The 16,791-nt window shown below is 33.9% G+C and carries 19 protein-coding genes and 1 pseudogene; 5 read left to right on the forward strand and 15 right to left on the reverse strand.

Going from position 1 to position 16,791, the window contains the following annotated elements; all coding sequences use genetic code 11:
* Positions 1-123 precede the first annotated feature (123 nt).
* From V1503_RS05050 to V1503_RS05065, 4 genes are all read right to left on the reverse strand, one after another.
* Positions 124-915, reverse strand: a complete 792-nt coding sequence (locus V1503_RS05050) for an aminoglycoside phosphotransferase family protein (RefSeq protein WP_410625307.1) — start codon at positions 913-915, stop codon at positions 124-126.
* A gap of 213 nt (positions 916-1,128) precedes the next feature.
* Entirely contained in the window at positions 1,129-1,638 is a 510-nt protein-coding gene (locus V1503_RS05055; RefSeq protein ID WP_410625309.1) for a GNAT family N-acetyltransferase, read from the reverse strand.
* An 84-nt stretch (positions 1,639-1,722) separates the two neighbouring features.
* Positions 1,723-2,019, reverse strand: coding sequence for an NUDIX hydrolase (locus V1503_RS05060; protein WP_410625311.1), 297 nt, complete (start codon positions 2,017-2,019; stop codon positions 1,723-1,725).
* Between the two features lie 112 nt (positions 2,020-2,131).
* Positions 2,132-2,569 carry an Lrp/AsnC family transcriptional regulator gene (locus V1503_RS05065; RefSeq protein WP_214484841.1) on the reverse strand — a complete coding sequence of 146 codons (438 nt, stop codon included), beginning with the start codon at positions 2,567-2,569 and terminating at the stop codon, positions 2,132-2,134.
* 155 nt (positions 2,570-2,724) lie between these two features.
* Here V1503_RS05065 and V1503_RS05070 point away from each other — a divergent pair, with 155 nt between their 5' ends.
* Positions 2,725-3,777, forward strand: a complete 1,053-nt coding sequence (locus V1503_RS05070; protein WP_214484842.1) for an oxidoreductase — start codon at positions 2,725-2,727, stop codon at positions 3,775-3,777.
* Between the two features lie 405 nt (positions 3,778-4,182).
* Here the strand turns inward: V1503_RS05070 and V1503_RS05075 are convergent, their stop codons facing one another.
* Both V1503_RS05075 and V1503_RS05080 read right to left on the reverse strand, forming a co-directional pair.
* On the reverse strand, positions 4,183-4,737 hold the full coding sequence (locus tag V1503_RS05075) for a hypothetical protein (RefSeq protein WP_410625314.1): 555 nt from the start codon (positions 4,735-4,737) through the stop codon (positions 4,183-4,185).
* 339 nt (positions 4,738-5,076) lie between these two features.
* The gene (locus tag V1503_RS05080; RefSeq protein ID WP_320259769.1) at positions 5,077-5,433 is read right to left on the reverse strand and encodes a hypothetical protein; all 357 of its coding nucleotides are present in this window, start codon (positions 5,431-5,433) and stop codon (positions 5,077-5,079) included.
* Positions 5,434-5,823: 390 nt separating this feature from the next.
* Between V1503_RS05080 and V1503_RS05085 the strand changes: the two genes are divergently transcribed.
* Positions 5,824-6,276, forward strand: a complete 453-nt coding sequence (locus V1503_RS05085; RefSeq protein ID WP_410625316.1) for a hypothetical protein — start codon at positions 5,824-5,826, stop codon at positions 6,274-6,276.
* A gap of 241 nt (positions 6,277-6,517) precedes the next feature.
* Here V1503_RS05085 and V1503_RS05090 read toward each other — a convergent pair whose 3' ends face one another.
* From V1503_RS05090 to V1503_RS05100, 3 genes and pseudogenes are all read right to left on the reverse strand, one after another.
* Complete coding sequence (locus V1503_RS05090; protein WP_410625318.1) at positions 6,518-6,994, reverse strand: hypothetical protein; 477 nt, start codon at positions 6,992-6,994, stop codon at positions 6,518-6,520.
* 47 nt (positions 6,995-7,041) lie between these two features.
* Positions 7,042-7,350: a hypothetical protein gene (locus tag V1503_RS05095; RefSeq protein ID WP_410625320.1), complete on the reverse strand. Its 309-nt coding sequence runs from the start codon at positions 7,348-7,350 to the stop codon at positions 7,042-7,044.
* A 342-nt stretch (positions 7,351-7,692) separates the two neighbouring features.
* A pseudogene (locus V1503_RS05100) lies at positions 7,693-8,275 on the reverse strand (recombinase family protein).
* 287 nt (positions 8,276-8,562) lie between these two features.
* Here V1503_RS05100 and V1503_RS05105 point away from each other — a divergent pair.
* On the forward strand, positions 8,563-8,904 hold the full coding sequence (locus V1503_RS05105; protein WP_410625322.1) for a YncE family protein: 342 nt from the start codon (positions 8,563-8,565) through the stop codon (positions 8,902-8,904).
* A gap of 39 nt (positions 8,905-8,943) precedes the next feature.
* Here the strand turns inward: V1503_RS05105 and V1503_RS05110 are convergent, their stop codons facing one another.
* Positions 8,944-9,822 (reverse strand): IS3 family transposase, encoded by an 879-nt coding sequence (locus V1503_RS05110; RefSeq protein WP_410625324.1) that lies wholly within the window; start codon positions 9,820-9,822, stop codon positions 8,944-8,946.
* Entirely contained in the window at positions 9,819-10,121 is a 303-nt protein-coding gene (locus V1503_RS05115; protein WP_410625326.1) for a helix-turn-helix domain-containing protein, read from the reverse strand. Before V1503_RS05115 ends, V1503_RS05110 begins: the two co-directional genes overlap by 4 nt.
* A 91-nt stretch (positions 10,122-10,212) precedes the next feature.
* Between V1503_RS05115 and V1503_RS05120 the strand changes: the two genes are divergently transcribed.
* Entirely contained in the window at positions 10,213-10,887 is a 675-nt protein-coding gene (locus V1503_RS05120) for a YVTN family beta-propeller repeat protein (protein ID WP_410625328.1), read from the forward strand.
* A 626-nt stretch (positions 10,888-11,513) separates the two neighbouring features.
* Here the strand turns inward: V1503_RS05120 and V1503_RS05125 are convergent.
* Together V1503_RS05125 and V1503_RS05130 are read right to left on the reverse strand one after the other, a co-directional pair.
* Complete coding sequence (locus V1503_RS05125; protein WP_410625330.1) at positions 11,514-12,494, reverse strand: SDR family NAD(P)-dependent oxidoreductase; 981 nt, start codon at positions 12,492-12,494, stop codon at positions 11,514-11,516.
* A 342-nt stretch (positions 12,495-12,836) separates the two neighbouring features.
* Positions 12,837-13,760 (reverse strand): alpha/beta hydrolase, encoded by a 924-nt coding sequence (locus tag V1503_RS05130; protein ID WP_410625332.1) that lies wholly within the window; start codon positions 13,758-13,760, stop codon positions 12,837-12,839.
* Positions 13,761-14,091: 331 nt separating this feature from the next.
* Between V1503_RS05130 and V1503_RS05135 the strand changes: the two genes are divergently transcribed.
* On the forward strand, positions 14,092-14,652 hold the full coding sequence (locus tag V1503_RS05135; protein ID WP_410625334.1) for a TetR/AcrR family transcriptional regulator: 561 nt from the start codon (positions 14,092-14,094) through the stop codon (positions 14,650-14,652).
* 260 nt (positions 14,653-14,912) lie between these two features.
* Here the strand turns inward: V1503_RS05135 and V1503_RS05140 are convergent, their stop codons facing one another.
* Positions 14,913-15,974 carry an S-layer homology domain-containing protein gene (locus V1503_RS05140; RefSeq protein ID WP_410625335.1) on the reverse strand — a complete coding sequence of 354 codons (1,062 nt, stop codon included), beginning with the start codon at positions 15,972-15,974 and terminating at the stop codon, positions 14,913-14,915.
* 370 nt (positions 15,975-16,344) lie between these two features.
* Complete coding sequence (locus V1503_RS05145) at positions 16,345-16,710, reverse strand: hypothetical protein (RefSeq protein WP_410625337.1); 366 nt, start codon at positions 16,708-16,710, stop codon at positions 16,345-16,347.
* Between the last annotated feature and the right edge of the window lie 81 nt (positions 16,711-16,791).

Here is a 16,791-nt window from a genome sequence, read left to right on the forward strand (position 1 = left end):
CTATCCATAAGGTAGTCCAGATATACTTTACTACCTTCTTGCGCCATATTGCTGAAGATCGTTTTATTGTATTTTAGCTACACTTTTATTCCTGAAAAGGCCCCGTTCAACAATAACCTACCCTTAAGTCCACTCTTTTCCTTGTTCACGAATGAATTTAATATCGTTTTGATAATGTTCAAGATGCCCTTCATCTATCATCTTTTGAAAAGCAATGTCACCTTCACTGGCTTTTCTTGTAATTGTTTTACATAACCCTTCTAATCGTAGCAATACCATCTTCAAATAATCTTCTTCTATTCCCTCACCGTAGGATTCAAAAAACAATTTAACTCTTTGTTTTATAATGTCGGCATGCTGTAATGAATTATAATAAACTGCCTCACCTGTTTCAGAATGATAAACTCTACTTAAGGGGACGCAAGTATAAAGAGTATAGGCTATGTCCCAAAGTCTTGGACCAGGACCAGCAACATCAAAATCAATTATACCTACTGGTCTTTTATGATTAAAAATAAGGTTGTATATTGCAAAATCATTATGGCATAGTACCTCAAATGGTTGGGGGGTGTTATCTATTGATTGCCAACTTTCTTCAATTGAAAAATCACTCGCAGAATCATGATAAAGACGGAGCATCTTCGCTATTTCTTTTAAAACATCATTAGACCACATGTATTCTTTTAAAGGATAATTACCAGCTTTTCCTTCAATATATGATAATATCTCTCTACCTTTTTCATCAATACCTAAAAATTTTGGTGCATAACTGAAACCTTTGTTCTCCAAATGCTTTAATAGCTTATGAATTTTGGGACTATCTGGCTTTAATTCTCGTCGTACAGTATCTCCCGAACGATAAACGTTAGAGACATTCCCTCCTGTTAGCATTTCTTCGTTTTCATGGTTTAACATCTAAATATTCCTCCCGAATATGACTTTCGATAAACCGTAATACAAATCCTGTTTTTCAACTAACCCCTTTAATGGCATGACTTTAAATTCAAGATATACCGTCTAATTTTCTTTTTCACTCCAGAATATGGCCCAATCCAAAAGGACGCCTTATTACTAAAGAAAGGTGCCCGATTGTTGAATAAGTATCCTTAGAGGGGGTCAGTGTAACTTTCAAGCTAATTTGCTAATTCCGTCCCAACCATAAACGATTTCATTAAGCTTTTTTCCACCTATCTCCAACTCGATCTTATCTAGTATCTGAGCACCCATTGCCTCATAAAAATATCTAGAAGGATTATCTTCTAACACAAGTACAAGCATAGAATTAATTCCCTTGCTTCTCAGTGTATTTACTACAGAATTCAAAAGTCTTTTACCTATACCTTTACCTTGGTACTCCTTTAATAAGTAAATAGAAGATAGTTCACCATCAAATCCTTTATGCCTTCCGGTTCTTTCCGTTCTGCCTGTTGAAAATCCAATTATTCTACCCTCATTGTTCTCAGCAACAAAAACATCAAGTTCGAGTATGTTCTTTTCCCATAATTTTTGCCTATTTTCATAAGTTAGTTTATCTAAGTATTCTGTAGGAATTATTCCTGAATATGTAGAAATCCAACTATCTACGTGAACTTGAGCTATTCCGGCTTCATCATTAGATATTGCCTTTCTTATTTTCAAATTTAATTACCTCACTCACATTCTTAGTTGAATAAAAGAATTCAATAAAAAGGACGCTATCCCTTTATTGGATTAACGCCCCATTTAATTGAGTAAGGATTTCACCTTTAAAGCAACTTCTTTCGGTCTAACCTCAATAGATGATAAACTTTCTATATCTATCCACATTGGCAAGTAAGTTCCTCTATCTCTATTTTCATCAGTGTATTCTTCACCTTTCCCAGTTCCAAATGTTCCAGCAATGATTTGAGAAAGCAAAAAGTATTGTGTTCCGTTAAATTCAACTTCTGAAATGCACTCGTTAACTTTGACTTCTACTCCTAATTCTTCTAAGACAACCTGTTTATTTTCAATTATTATTAGTGAACTTCTATCTCTCATAGCCGCCTCCACATTATCAACAAACCCTCTTCCTCAATTAAAAGAGCGATCACACTTTGCTGCTTCAATAAGCATTTCAATAAATTATCCCTTAATCGATGTTTAATATGATTTAGTTTTTTATTAAGGGAATCAATTTATCATTTTCTATAGGTGATGAAAGCACTATTAATGTAGTTGAATCTCCGAATGTGCCCATCTCATTAATTGCAACTTCTAGCGCTTGAAGAGTTTCTGTAACAACTTTTACCAAAAAATTATATTGCCCACTTATCCTATGTAATTCGATTACGTCGTTTGATTCATTACAAAATTGCACAAAACTTTCACACCCTTTGGTCTGGAATAAAACAAAGGCTGTTATAGGCTTGTTTATTTTTCCAGGTCTAACTATAGCCCTATAATGATCAATGATCCCCTTTTCTTCCATTCTTCGAACCCTTTCAGTAACTGCTGGTTGAGATAATGCTACCTCTTTTCCCAGTTCCGTCATCGAAATTCGACCTTTCTCCTGTAGAACTAGAAGAATTTGTTTATCTAAGTTATCCATATATAAGACCACCTTTATTTTATAAGTGAAATTTATAAAAATAAATGAATTTAAAAGCACCGGACCAATATTAACTTTAGTTTTCTATATATTTACTTACTTTCATTATATAAAATTATACAAGAAGTTAATACCATTATAAAGGAGTTATGAACATGGAAAAAAATGATCTATTAAATCAAATTAAAATCATTAATTGGAACCTTAGAACAAAAATTGTTATGGCTCCAATGACACGTAGTTTTGCTAACAATACTTCTGGCATTGTTGGTGAGGATATCGTTGCTTACTACCGAAGACGCGCCAAAGATGGTGTAGGTCTTATAATAACAGAGGGTATTAATCCAACTCTTAGGGGCAAAGGAACATTGGGTGTGCCAGGGTTGTATACAGAAGACCAAGTAAATGCTTGGAGAAAGGTAACTGGTGCTGTTCATGAGGAAGGAGGAAAAATTGTTGCGCAGCTCTGGCATGTGGGAAGATTAACACACCACGACCTGACTGGGGGATTCGCTCCTCAAGCACCCTCAGTTGTAAAAGCAGATGGTCTTGTCCATCGATTACGTAAGCCTTACGAAACTCCTGAAGAAATGTCTTTGAATGATATAAAAAAAGTGATTCAAGATTATGCTTCGGCTGCAAGAAATGCAGTTAAAGCAGGATTTGATGGAGTTGAAATACACGGAGCGCATGGTTACTTAATAGACCAATTCAATTCTGAAGTTACCAATAAACGGACTGATAAGTATGGGGGTGATATATTCAATCGATTGTTATTTATGAAGGAAGTATTAAATGCAGTTATTAACGAAGTGGGTAAAGATAAAACAATCATTAGATTTTCTGAAATTAAAGATGATATCCCAAGTTATAGATGGACCAATCCTGAAGAGAGTGTAAAGGCTTTTATACAATTATTTAATGAAGTTGGAATCAAAATTCTCCACCCATCAACAAATGATTTTACTGAGAAAGTTGCTAATGATATGACCTTTCATCAGCTGGTGAGAAAATATTGGGATGGAATCATTATAGGTGTAGGAAATTTAAATCCAGAAATTGCTTCTAATGCTATTAGAGAAGGTACAATTGATTTAGCTGCATTTGGACGCCCTTTACTTGCTAATCCTGATTTCGTTCAAAAAATATTAGAAGAAAGGCCCATTAAACCCTATGAAGCTGTAACTGATTTAAAATACTTGAATTAGAAGACTTAAAATGTGCGTTGATCTTTTCTTGATCAACGTATCCGTTATTTGGAAGAACATTAATTTATTTATCCTTGCAGCCTGACATTTTTTATTCAACTATCCTGCGCCGTTAATTTAAGTAAATTTCTTCACAATCTCCATACGAATATTAACATTATGGTTTTATTTGAAAGTCTTATTCCATTATCTGGCCCAATACAAGAAAAAGACGCACTGTTAAATAAGTGCGCCATTTTGTTGAATAACATTAACGATTGATAATTAGTAAACACAACTCAACTTGTGTATAATATCAAAGTCATTATTGCTATACAGTGACTATTTAACTTTTTGATAAATTCAAAGGAGTTTATTTACATCATTGTGAATTTCTTGTACATAAGTTTTTTTCTGCATATTTCATCAACTTAGTCTAATTACATGTAGAACTGGTGAACTAATTTCAGGGCTTCCAACTACAGTAGGCGTAGTGACATCAATCAGTTCATTCATCGCAGAACTCTCATAAAGTACAGATTTTGATGGAGTCGAAGCTGTATCTCCACCAGTATTTACATTACTTGAAAAAATGAAGGCAAGACCAGGAATATTCCCGGTATTATCTGATTCTACTTGAAAAGAAAGTTCTTCTCCATTATTTAACTGGACAGTAGATACACCAAATGTTATTTCATACAAACCAACTTCAGAAAGCTGTATTGCATTATTGTTATTAGCAAAAGTTAAACCTCCTATACATGGTCCTGTAATCCCAAACATAACATTCATTTGCTCTTCTGGTAATTGACTAGGTGGTCCAAGAATTTGACACGCTCCTAGCACAGAACCAGTTGGTCCTGATGGTCCCGTTGGCCCCTGAAATCCCATTGGCCCTTGTGGTCCAGGTTTCCCTGGAGGTCCCTGTGGTCCTTGTGGTAGTGCTGGAACAATTCTACATTTACAATCTTTTTCCTTCATTATTATTTTCACCTTCTATAATTGTTTTTACTTTATATGTATGGTTATTTGCTATAGAAGGCTGGACTAACATATATAACTTGACTTAAATGTGCGAATATCTATGTTAAAAGCTCTTGGGGAGCTAAGCTACGTTACACTGAAAAGTAAATTGCTGATTATGTAAAAAATGAAAAAGTTCCAAATTTTCATTTTTGAAGAACTAGAACTAACCGATTCATTAATTGTATAAAAATAATAAGGGACGCTTATCTGTATTTCAGATTTGCGCAAGATTGTTGAATAACATATTTCTTTTTTTGATGTACTTTGTCTTTATTTCTCATGAATTGTGCAAAATTAATCAAGTTTTTCAACAAAATCTAAAATAACAGGTATGTGTACATTGTTTCTTTTCACCTTATCTACAATGTAATATGAAACGATATACACTTTATCAGGATAAATTCTCTTCCACTCTTCTGGGGAATCAATTATAAAATAACGAGATTTATAATCAAAACCATTTTTATGTTCCTCTACTCCTTTTAACCAATATTCATTATTACTGTTATCGTATCCTTTTTCAGTTATTGTTACTTCAACATTCCGCGTCGATTGATACCCTGCTTGATATTCAAGTACAAAGAGGTTGAGATAAGTTAGATAACCTACCCATCCGATGATAACTATCAAAAATAGCTTAATTATTTTCAAACATTTCTCACTCCAAATCATCTAGGTTAATATTTCCTCGGTTGATGGTATCTATGTCTAAGCTATACTCAGTCTCATTAAAATAAATCCTTACATTCATAATACCAAGTAAATTATTCTTTGTGTTTTCTAAAGAAACAATCTTTACGAGAAGAGCCATACATAAAGAAAGACGCTTTTCGGAACTATTTCTGAAAAGCGCCATATTGTTGAATAACATTTTCTTGTTCTCCAATAGTAAGATGAGCTTATTTCTTAACTAATGGACTAAATAATCATTGTGTTTCTTTGATCATTTAGACAATTGACAGTTGCATTTTTAAGTAGTCAGACATTCACTGAATAAAAGTATCTGTTTTTACATCTTAAAATTGAAAGGAATGAAATTGAATGTCTGATTGTAGGTGTAAGGGAAAAGGAAAAAATGAGTTATTTTGTAAATGTGAAAATACACCTATCACTTTCACAAGTGTTAATATTGGAGCAGAAATAATACCTTTTATAACGTTAACGACCGATAAACTATTGGTGACTGAAAAGGATTGGGTTGCAAAGATTGATTCAATGGTTGTCATACAAGCTGATACGCCAAGTCCCTTGAATTTATTTTATGAAATTGCTCGTATTACAGAGAATACTAAAAAAATATTGTGTACTTACAATTTTCCTGAAAGTCGTGACGGGCAGTTTACACTTACTCCTAACAATACTGTATGTGATGAACCAGGAATAGGATGCCATAGGTATCGTTTATTTGTCTCAGGTCAACCCCTACAAGGAACACTCAATTTTACTTGCAGGTGCATCAATGTAACTACTTTTCAAAAGGTATGTAAACATTAGAAATGCCCTACTCTATTCAAAGAGTGGGGCTGTTTTCATGTCATCATGCAGGTGCATTACATATTATGTTTTCTTGATTTGTTCGTGCATTCAATGAGAAAAATAATTGTTCAACACAATTTCTATTATGTTTCATATAACTACTTTAGCTCCCATAACAAGAGTCTTGGTACTTAGACCATGTAACAGCGTTTAAGTGCAAGAAAAGAACTCAGGGACAGAAATAAGAAAAGTATATACTTTACGGCACCCTGTTTTCTGGTAAACATTCTTCTTCAGGCTTCATTTCCACCAGATTCCACTCTTTAAGGCCTACTTTGCGAAATTGTGCAATTTCTATGTCAGTACCATTTGTTAATATAAAAAATATAAAATAATAATCAGCACCATCGTTGCCGTGAAAATAGATATGTTTAATATATCCATTTTTTATGGTTGGGAATCTTTTCTGAATAAACTTGCACCATTGCCCATATTTCACATTAACAACTGATTCCGCGTCATGTTGCCATAAGTGGTACGGGGCGCATAGAAAATCCTCAGGATACTGCTTCAAATGTGAAATTCGGTAACCTTCTTCTTCATGAACAAGTTGAATAAATCCGTAAGAATAACCAAAATATTCGGCTCTCTTGCCTTTAAATCCTTCAATTGTTTCAATTTCATAAAAAAATCTTATACCCCGTTTTAGATCGGGGACCCTACAAAGCTTGATCAAACTCGTATGCCCAATACCAGCAAACAAATCAAGATAGTTTTTATAACTCACTTTTTTTTATAGTTATTCGATAAAAAATTGTAAGCAAGTGGAAATGGAACTCGTGCATTACCAATAGTTCCACAGCTTCGCCCGCCCATATTTTCGGCTTCACGCAAAATACTAAAATAATTAAGAAGGGTTTCTTCAGGAGTTTTAATCAATTCTGGGGGTACCTGAATTTGATCATGAGTTTTTTTATAAAAGGGCTTGAAGAACTCCGAAGTTTGAAATCTTAAATTTAAAGTTGGTAAACTTGATGGACGAAAATATTTTTGATGATACGCAACTGAGTCGATTTGATTCCGTAATAACATATTCATCACCTCATACTTTCAGCTTATGGGCGAACAAAATATATGTGAAGGACCAGTATCTCTCATCGTTGCAACAATTATATTTAAGAAAATCGACATTTCGCTTTATTAAAATTAGTTATCTGGTTTATGAAGATACGATACATAATATCACTTGTGTTTACTTAATAGGTAACTATCCTTAACAGGGGTACGGCAACCAAAACGACTTTCCACCGCCACATCTATAAATTTTTCCAATAATAAATAAAAGGCTCCTATTTTAGCGAGCCTCTAACATTTGGTTTTATTTAGGTGGTTTCTCATCTAATCAGTCAGATACTTACCAATAAAAGTGAAAAATTAAGTTCCACCCTTTATTTCTTTCATTTCTTTAAGCTTTCTTTTATTGATTGCACGATAGAGCGACCCTTGTGAAATGCCTGTCCCATCCACAATTTCTTTTATGGAATATTCATTACTATCGTACATTCGTAGTGCAATATCAAGCTTATCTTTATCTAACTTCGGTCTTCTTAATTGTTTTCCACGCTTTTTACTTGCCTCAAGGCCTTCTTTTACTCTTTCAGCAATCAAGTTCCTTTCTAATTCTGCAATCAAACACATCATTTGGAACATAGCTTTACCTGTAGAAGTTCTTGTATCCATATTTTCTTTTAAGAATACAAACTGAACTCCCATCTCTTCAAAATGTTGAATAATAGTTAGAATATCTAATGTTTTACGTCCAAGACGAGAGATACTTTCAACAATAACCGTATCTTCTTTTCTAATCACCTCAAACAATTAATTTAATCCCCTACGATCTTTTAGTACCGGTAAACTTTTCTTTCACAATTTTTTCACAGCCATATTCCGAAAGCATACTAATCTGTCGGTCTAAATTTTGTTCGACAGTAGATACACGAGCGTATCCAATAATCATACGTCACTCTCCATTATTTGTGTTTATTGTATTTTACCTCATGTTTAATTGTAAAGGTATTTGGTAATGCTTTTTGTAATTACTTTTGGTAATAGCAAAACTTAATAAAATCAGAGACTATTAACATGATAAAAAGCTATTACAAAAAATATGGTTTTTGGTAATCTAATAACTAGTTTATAAAATAACAATTATTGAAATTTTTTTTATTCTTATCAAGTCACTATCTTGCATAAGATAAAAATAAGAAATTCACAAAAAACTCTGACTCAAAAGAGGGTGTTTTAATGACGCTTGCTTATGTTTTAAACCGAACTTCCAACACCGTATCCGTCATTGATACGAAAACTCATTCGGTCATTGCTACTGTGCTCGTAGGGAATACCACCTTAGATCTTGCTTTCACTCCGGATGGGGAACTTGCTTATGTAGTAAATGATTTTAGTAGAAACGTGTCTGTCATCGACACAAAAACACACGCTGTTATTGCTACAATTCCTGTAGCTCCTCCTGGGGGAGCATTTTTTGGTTTTATCAAGTTTACACCAGATGGGAAGTTTGCCTTTGTTTTAATTAGCGATTTTGATGGTGTGGTTGTCATTGACACAAAGACGCACAATGTGATTTGATCTGCTCCCTGTCAAGTAGACAATTTAAAATAAGCGCACTTATGCAATCAGTGTTTTATATTCAACTGGACTCAGGTTATTGAGTTTCTTTTGAAATCTTTCATGATTATAAAAATAAATATAGTGTTTTATTGCCTCTTTCACTTCTTTAGGTTTTTTATAAGTAAAGAGATTAAAACATTCAGTTTTTAAGTGACTAAAAAAACTCTCCATACTTGCATTATCCCAGCAGTTACCTTTTCTAGACATACTTACTTTCATATTGTATTTCTTAAGTAGTTGGTTATAATTATGGGATGTATATTGGTACCCTTGATCACTATGAAGAAGAGTACCTTGTACATTCCGTTTTTTTACTGCTTTATGAAGAGTATCCATAACCAGTTTATAATCATTCTTTTTACTTATCTGGTATGACACAACTTCGTTGTTGTAGAGATCCATAATGGCAGACAAATATAATTTCTGGCCATTGAAAATTAAGTAGGTAATGTCAGTTACCCACTTTTCATTTGGTTTAGAAGCATGAAATTCTCTATTTAGATAATTGTTTAAAATCAGATAAGCTTCTTTCCTTCCATAATAAGGTCGTTTCTTCCTAATGACAGATTTAATACCCAGATCCTTCATTAATCGTTGGACTCGTTTATGGTTTATATGAATTTCATATGTAACTTTTAACCAAACTTGAATCCTTCTGTAACCATATATACCTTTATACTTACGGTGACACTCCATTATTTTTTTCTTAATTTCTTTATCCTCTCTTTGCTTTTCCGAAGGAAATGTCTCACGTTCTAACCACTTGTAATAACCACTTCTAGATACTTCCGCCACAAAGCATAAAAGCTGAATTGAATAATTCATTTGAGCTAAATCATAAATGATCTGATATTTATTATTCGGTGGTGTGTTCATTCCCCCTTTTTCATCGATAAGAGCTTTTTTAGAAATTCATTCTCTGCTTCTAATCGTTTTATTTTCTGTTCTGGATGTTCGTTGCGAATATGAGTGACTTTACTAAACTCTTTTTTTCTTCCTCGCCTTTCCCGTAGTCCTTTTGTTCCTTCATTATTGTAATGATTGACCCAGCGTTGTACATTTTTACGATGTATGTTAAATTCCCTAGCAACTGCAGAATAGCTCTTTTTGATTTGGTACTGTTCTACAACTTTTTTCTTAAAGTTAATATCATAAGTTTTTCTATCTTTCTCCACAAAAAAATCCCCCTTATGGTAGACAAGCATACTGCGCTTTAATGTATGTGTCTACTATAAGGGGATCATAACAATTGCTACTGTGCCTGTTATGCAACAGCCAAGGGTTGTCGCCTTTACACCAGACGGGAAACTCGCTTATTCCTTGAATACTAATAGCGTATCTGCTATTGATACGAAAACTCATTCTGTAATTGCTACTTTGAGTATGCCTATTGGTCAAGAAGTTGCTGTCGTATTTACGCCAGATGGAAAAACCGCCTATGTCACAAATAACACCGCCAATAGCGTAACAGCCATAGACACGAAGACGCATTCGGTCATTGCTACTGTGCCAGTTGGTGCCAATCCAAATGCTATCGCGATCACGCCAGGTGGGAAAATTGCTTATGTCTCAACCGTTAGTCCTAGTAATAGTATATTTGTGATAGACACGAAGACGCACTCGGTCATTGCTACCGTACCTGCTGGCACCTCTTCAGGTGCTGCTATTGCAATCACGTCAGATGGAAAAATCGCCTATGCCACAAATAATCTCAACAATAGCGTGTCTGTCATTGACACGAAGACGCATTCGATCATTGCTAATATACCTGTTGGTGCCAATCCAAATGCTATTGCGATCACACCAGATGGAAAGCTTGCTTATGTCACAATCCCTAGTCCTAGCAATACTGTATCAGCCATTGACACGAAGACGCACTCAATCATAGCCACCATTCCTGTTGGTGCCGGCCCAAATGCTGTTGCCTTCATGCCCAACTAAGCTCCTTTTAATACTTGCCAATGGATCTACATGGTCATCATATCATGTAGACCTCTCTTCTTTTTTAATCCCTCTAGTAAAACACGCCACCTTCGATATTCGTGTATAGTCTATACAGCCTTAGTTAACATAATTCCATTTTATCAAAAGTATCAGTTTGGTTTGATAGCAATATCAAAGACAAATAATGCTTCTATATTAAAGAGGCACAAAAGAGTACACCACCTACCGAGACGAGAGAAAAATAATTATTATTTTGTAGTTAAATTACGCTTCCCCCTTATTCGCGCCATATTGCTGAATAAGTTATTTTTCCAGATGCAATTAAAATTCAAAAAAGAGTAAAATTGATGTAAATTACCTAGCACATCAATACATACTCATTATTCATTATCGGCATACCATATTTTATAAGATCCTTCCGCCAACCTCCCTGGTCACCCTCCTTTCATGAACGGAACAGGGAGGTTACATATTGTTCTCAGTACTATGTTGTCTTTTCTCCCCTGGGTTACCTAGTTTACTCTTGATTTTATCTTTGATTTTTTCAAAACTAAAGTTGTTCTCTTTTGAATTTACTGCTTGGCTTTGACCAATGTTTTCATACGATAAATATACGGTTGCTATTATAAATAGTCACTAACCTTTATCCCCACCAGTTCCTGAGATTTGAACCACAGTCTATCAATATCCTCATTTTTATAATGTGTGTGGTCAATTTCTCTTGGTATGGGAATGCCGGTCATTTCGTTCTTTGCGCTTGGAGAGTAAACCTTATAAGGCTGAGCGCTATCAGCAATAAGCGCTTCGATAGCAGGTAATGCCCCTTTGTATAAACTATGGCTCATTCTTAACAGAGCTGATACCCTATTAAACAATTTATTAAATATACGCATAAAGAAAGTATTTGCTTGTGCGGCCAGATTTGTTCTGGCCCATCCCGGATGGCAGGATAAGGACATCGACTTTAAGCCGATTCTTTCGAACTCTTTTTGAAGTTTCACTGCAAAAAGGATTGAACAGAGTTTTCCCTTGCAGTATTCCTGCATCTGGTTGAAGTCAGCAGAATTCTCACACATCAAATTATCGACATCAAGATGGTTCTTTAAAAACCTCTTATAGCCGATGCTGCTAAAAGTTACAATTCTGCTTCCATCCTTAAGAACAGGTAGGAGTTGCGTTGTTACAGCAAAATGGCCTAAGTAATTGATCGTAAAAGTGGATTCAAGACCATCGGCAGTTTTTGAATACTTGGAATTACCGCCACCAGCATTGTTGACTAAGAAGTGGATTTTTTTGTAGTTGCTTTTTATTCGATCACAGAACTGCTTGATGCTGTCTAAGTTAGTTAAATCCACAATCTCAATTTCAAGTTCAGCATTAGGGAGTTCTTTTAGAAGTTGATTTCTAGCATCCTGTAACTTGCTCTCATTTCGGGAAGCCATTATTACTTTACAGTTGTGTTTTGCCAAATGGTAAGTAATGCCATAACCGGTCCCACTGTTTGCTCCAGAGACAATGGCAACCTTGCCATCCAAATTTGGAATATTTTCGTAATTATTCATCTTTTTCTTGTATAATATACGCAAGACCAAAAGCGTATACATACTCTCCTTCCCTGTTTTTTGAAATAACATTATATTAGATTATAGTTTAACGAATAGAATCGTGAACTATTTATATTTTCTTATGGCTTTGACTGTTTACATGGAGAGTGATGTCTACAGTTCTATTTTTAATTGTTTATTTGTTGGACAAGCCATAAAGTTTGCATATCGAGCAAGTTTGCATGAAACATATTTTAGTAGTAAGTGATATTTTTTCCTGTTTCTACATCTAAAATAATGCATGAGCTTTAATCAGCTGGATAACTTTCTTCCGGTATTTCAGCTCCAGATAAAATATGTTCAGAAAATAGGAACATAGTAGCATGCTATGTCCCAAATAATTTATTTTACTTGTTCTTTAAAGAACTCATCTATTTTTTCTACTGCAACTTTGATGTGCTCTTGATTATCATATAAACTTACATGAGTTGCACCTTCTACTTCTACATAAGCTTTTGGTTCTAAAGCTGCTTCATAAAAATTCTTTGTCATAATCGCTGTATCAGCATGTTCACCAACCACACCAATAAATGGCATATAGATATATTTAGCAAATAAAGTAGCATCTAGTAATGGTGCATATTCTAATATATTGGCTAGTGATCTATGAGAGTAATTTGGATATTTTGCTGTGCCAGCTCGCTCTGTCATATAATAGTCATAACCTTCTCTACTTGCTCCTTCTGGTAAAGTTATTGGATCAATACCTTCATATCCTAATGCATCAATATATTCTATTTGACCAGTTTCATACATACGTTGACGAGCTTCATTAGCAATAGTTAGCATTTGAATCATTTGTTCTTTTGACATAGACTCAAAATACGATAAAGTATTGTTGTTCATACCACTAACTGTTGCAATGGCTTTTAGTCTCTTATCAGTTACTGCAACCAATGGCATATAACCACCACTTGCACAACCACCGATACCAAATAATCTATCTTTATCTACAAACGCGAGCGTTCTTAAATAACTAATGGCATCACGGATACCTTCTTTTTTCCACTCCCCATTTTCGAAATTTCTGATTTCACCTTCACTATCACCATAACCCACATGGTCAAATGCAAGAAATACGTAACCTGTTTCAGCAAAAGCCTTACCATACTCGCTGCCCATTTGCTCTTTAATTTGATTAAAAGGACCTGAAAATACAATAGTTGGATACATCTTGCTCTCATCAAAGTTTTCTGGTGTAAATAGTAATCCTGATAAATTCACACCTTGGCTTATAAAAGTTACTTTATTTATTCCTGATTTCATTTTCATTCTCCTTTTTTTGTTGATTGATAACATCAGTTCACAACCAGAATGATTATCTGGTCATATTTATGTTACAAACAGATACATACTCTGTGTTTATTACTTCATTTTGTATTTATACCTGTTTTATAAATTAATAAAAGAGTATCTCTCTGTTAATGAAAAATATATCAGTTCTTTTCTCTAGTGTCAATAATTTTTAAAAAGAAATTAGAGTGATTCTCTGTTTTTATATTGACATTTTCTTACTTACGATAATATTATTATGTAATGTGCTATTATAATATAATTAATATCATGAGGAACTCTGTAGGATAAAGGAGGGACAGATATGAAAACCAAAGATCTGATTCTAAAGGTTTCCTTAGATCTTTTTATTAATAAAGGTTTCCAGGCAACTTCAACAAAATTAATCCTTGAAGCTGCAAATATATCAAACGGTGCACTATATCATCATTTTTCTAACAAAGAAGAGATTGTACAGGAACTATATTATACTATTAAGGATGAGTTAACTCAGAGCATAATAGAAAACACTAAAGGGACTGAGCAATTCAGAGAATTTCTCTGGAAACACTGGTATACATCAATTCAATGGTCAATTCTCAATCCAAAAAAGAAGCTTTTTCTTGAGATGTTCTCTAATACACCTACCATCAGAAACTGTACCCAAGATCATATACTTGAGAAAACAAAATTTATAATTGATAAAATTGATGAAGCCATTCGACTTGAGATAATCAATGTTCCAGATCGTGATTACTTCTTGTACAGCTTCATTGCGAATACCGACGGAGTCATAAAATATCTTAATCAATACCCAGAGAAGAATTGTATGGAGTTTTTACAATTAACTTTTCAAAAATATTGGCGATTGGTTGTTAATTTCTAGAATTCAAATAAAAGACGAGATTTCCTTAATGGAAACTCGTCTTCTTTTTGTTTATAGATAAGCAATTTTAAAAAAATCGCTGTTATTTATGTGTGGTTCATTACCACTAAACTTAAACTAATATAGCTTCTGTAAAATCGGTAGCTATTCCTCAACAATATGGCCATAAGATGAAGAAAAGCACTAATCCTTGTTACAGATTAGCGCCATATTGTGGAAGATCAGTACATTATAAAGGGGTGACATATACCATATAAAGATTAGTTTATTGGTTTTGGATCTATTTCTACTTTTGGGTATCCATATACATGTCCTGCTAATGCATTAAAATATCCTGGATTGTCTTTCAATGTAAATTTCAGTATATAATCTTCTGTGAATGTTTCGACTATCATATAGCCATAATCTACTTTTGCTCCTTCTCCTTTTAGTGCAGCTTGTGAAATCCATGTATAGTACGTGTTTAGTAGATTACTATGGAATGCATATAAGAAAATCGCTTGCTCATGATCATAGCTTGCACTTGAAGTAAGTGGTGTTCGAAACCAAATGTTCCTTAATTCTTTATTCGAATGGCTTAACTCTCCCTTATCCTCATATGATACATACACATAGTCTTTTCCGACATTATATGTCAAATCATCAAACCAAGCATAAGCGGTGATATCTCCCCTTAGCTGCAACGTTATATACTTAGCATAATCGAGCACTCTTATTATCGTTACAATCGCTTGCTCTCTCGTAATATGCTTTCGTGGCATAAATTGACCGTTATACCCTTGCATAAGCCCCAAAGTGTAGGCAGCACTAACAGCTGGCTTCGCCCACTCACCTATTTGATTATAATCCGAGTAACCCATTTCTTCTTTTGTAGCGTATAATAAAATACTTGATTTATGTATTGTATTCATCAACATTTGTGCAGCTTGCTCACGTGTGATATAAGTATCTGGTGAAAAGGTCGTATCAGATGTACCATTCACACTCCCTATAATATAGGCAAGCTTGACATGGTCTAAATCTGTATCTTCAAAAGGTTGATCAATCGTAACTTTTTCAAGTACCATTTCCTTTGTCCATTCATATGACCTTTCGACCATTTCTAACTTTTTAAAAGCCACGTTAACTAGTAGCTCCGCAAACTCCTCTCGAGTAATTGGGTCAGCGTAATTAGATTGCAATCTTTCTGGAACAATTCCTAGATCAATGCCTCGTTGAATCGTATCTTTCGACCAAGCACTTGGCTGGTCTCCAGCTGCAAATACAGATGTAGATGGAAGTAACAACATTAATGATAAAATAACTACTAACGTTTTCTTCAAAATAATTTACCCTCGCTTTTCCCATATAATATAAATTATAAATACTTTTACAATATCAAACTTATATTCATTAATTTACCATATGAAAGGGATTATTGTAAGTAAATAATAACTTAGAGATTAAGACTCTTTAATTCACTTGTTTTAATGAAGGTTGATCTTCAACAATATGGCCTTAAAATGAATAATGGCACATATCTATATTTCAGATATGCGCCATTATTGTGGAGTAACGATTTTATGTTTAACACTAGTAAAAACTAATAGACTCAATAACTATTTGGTTACTATACAGGTGGCGAAGAGTTTCCGCCAGCTTTCTCTACTGAATTTTTAAGCTCTATAAAAGTAAATTATTTGACCTATCCATTCAAATATTTCTATTAGTCCCCCATTCCAATGTAATATGAGGTTTAGTAGTAATGATTAGATCGTTAACTACTCTTTCTTCAAAAATTACACGAAATAACTCATATCCACCTTTTTTCTCAATTAACAAACCTTTTACATCTTCTAAAGTTAATGAGATAAGTAATTGGTTATTGTTTTTCCACCTTAGATTTATTTGACTTATAGAAGGGCTAATCTCAAATTCAAGTATATTATCATGCCTCTTTAAAACAAATCGAAGTTTATTGTAAAACCAAGGAATATCATCATTTTCATCTAGTAAAACTGGTTCACATTCGAAGATGTCAATTAAATCATGATTGTCAGGGAACAAATCCATATCCATTAGCTTCACCATCCAGTTGAAAAAATTAATATTATTGTTCATTCAATAATTGAAATTACCTAGTTTTGTTAATTGGTATCA

It is taken from the genome of Nanhaiella sioensis, from assembly GCF_046557775.1.
Taxonomy (GTDB): Bacteria; Bacillota; Bacilli; order Bacillales; family SM2101; genus Nanhaiella; species Nanhaiella sioensis.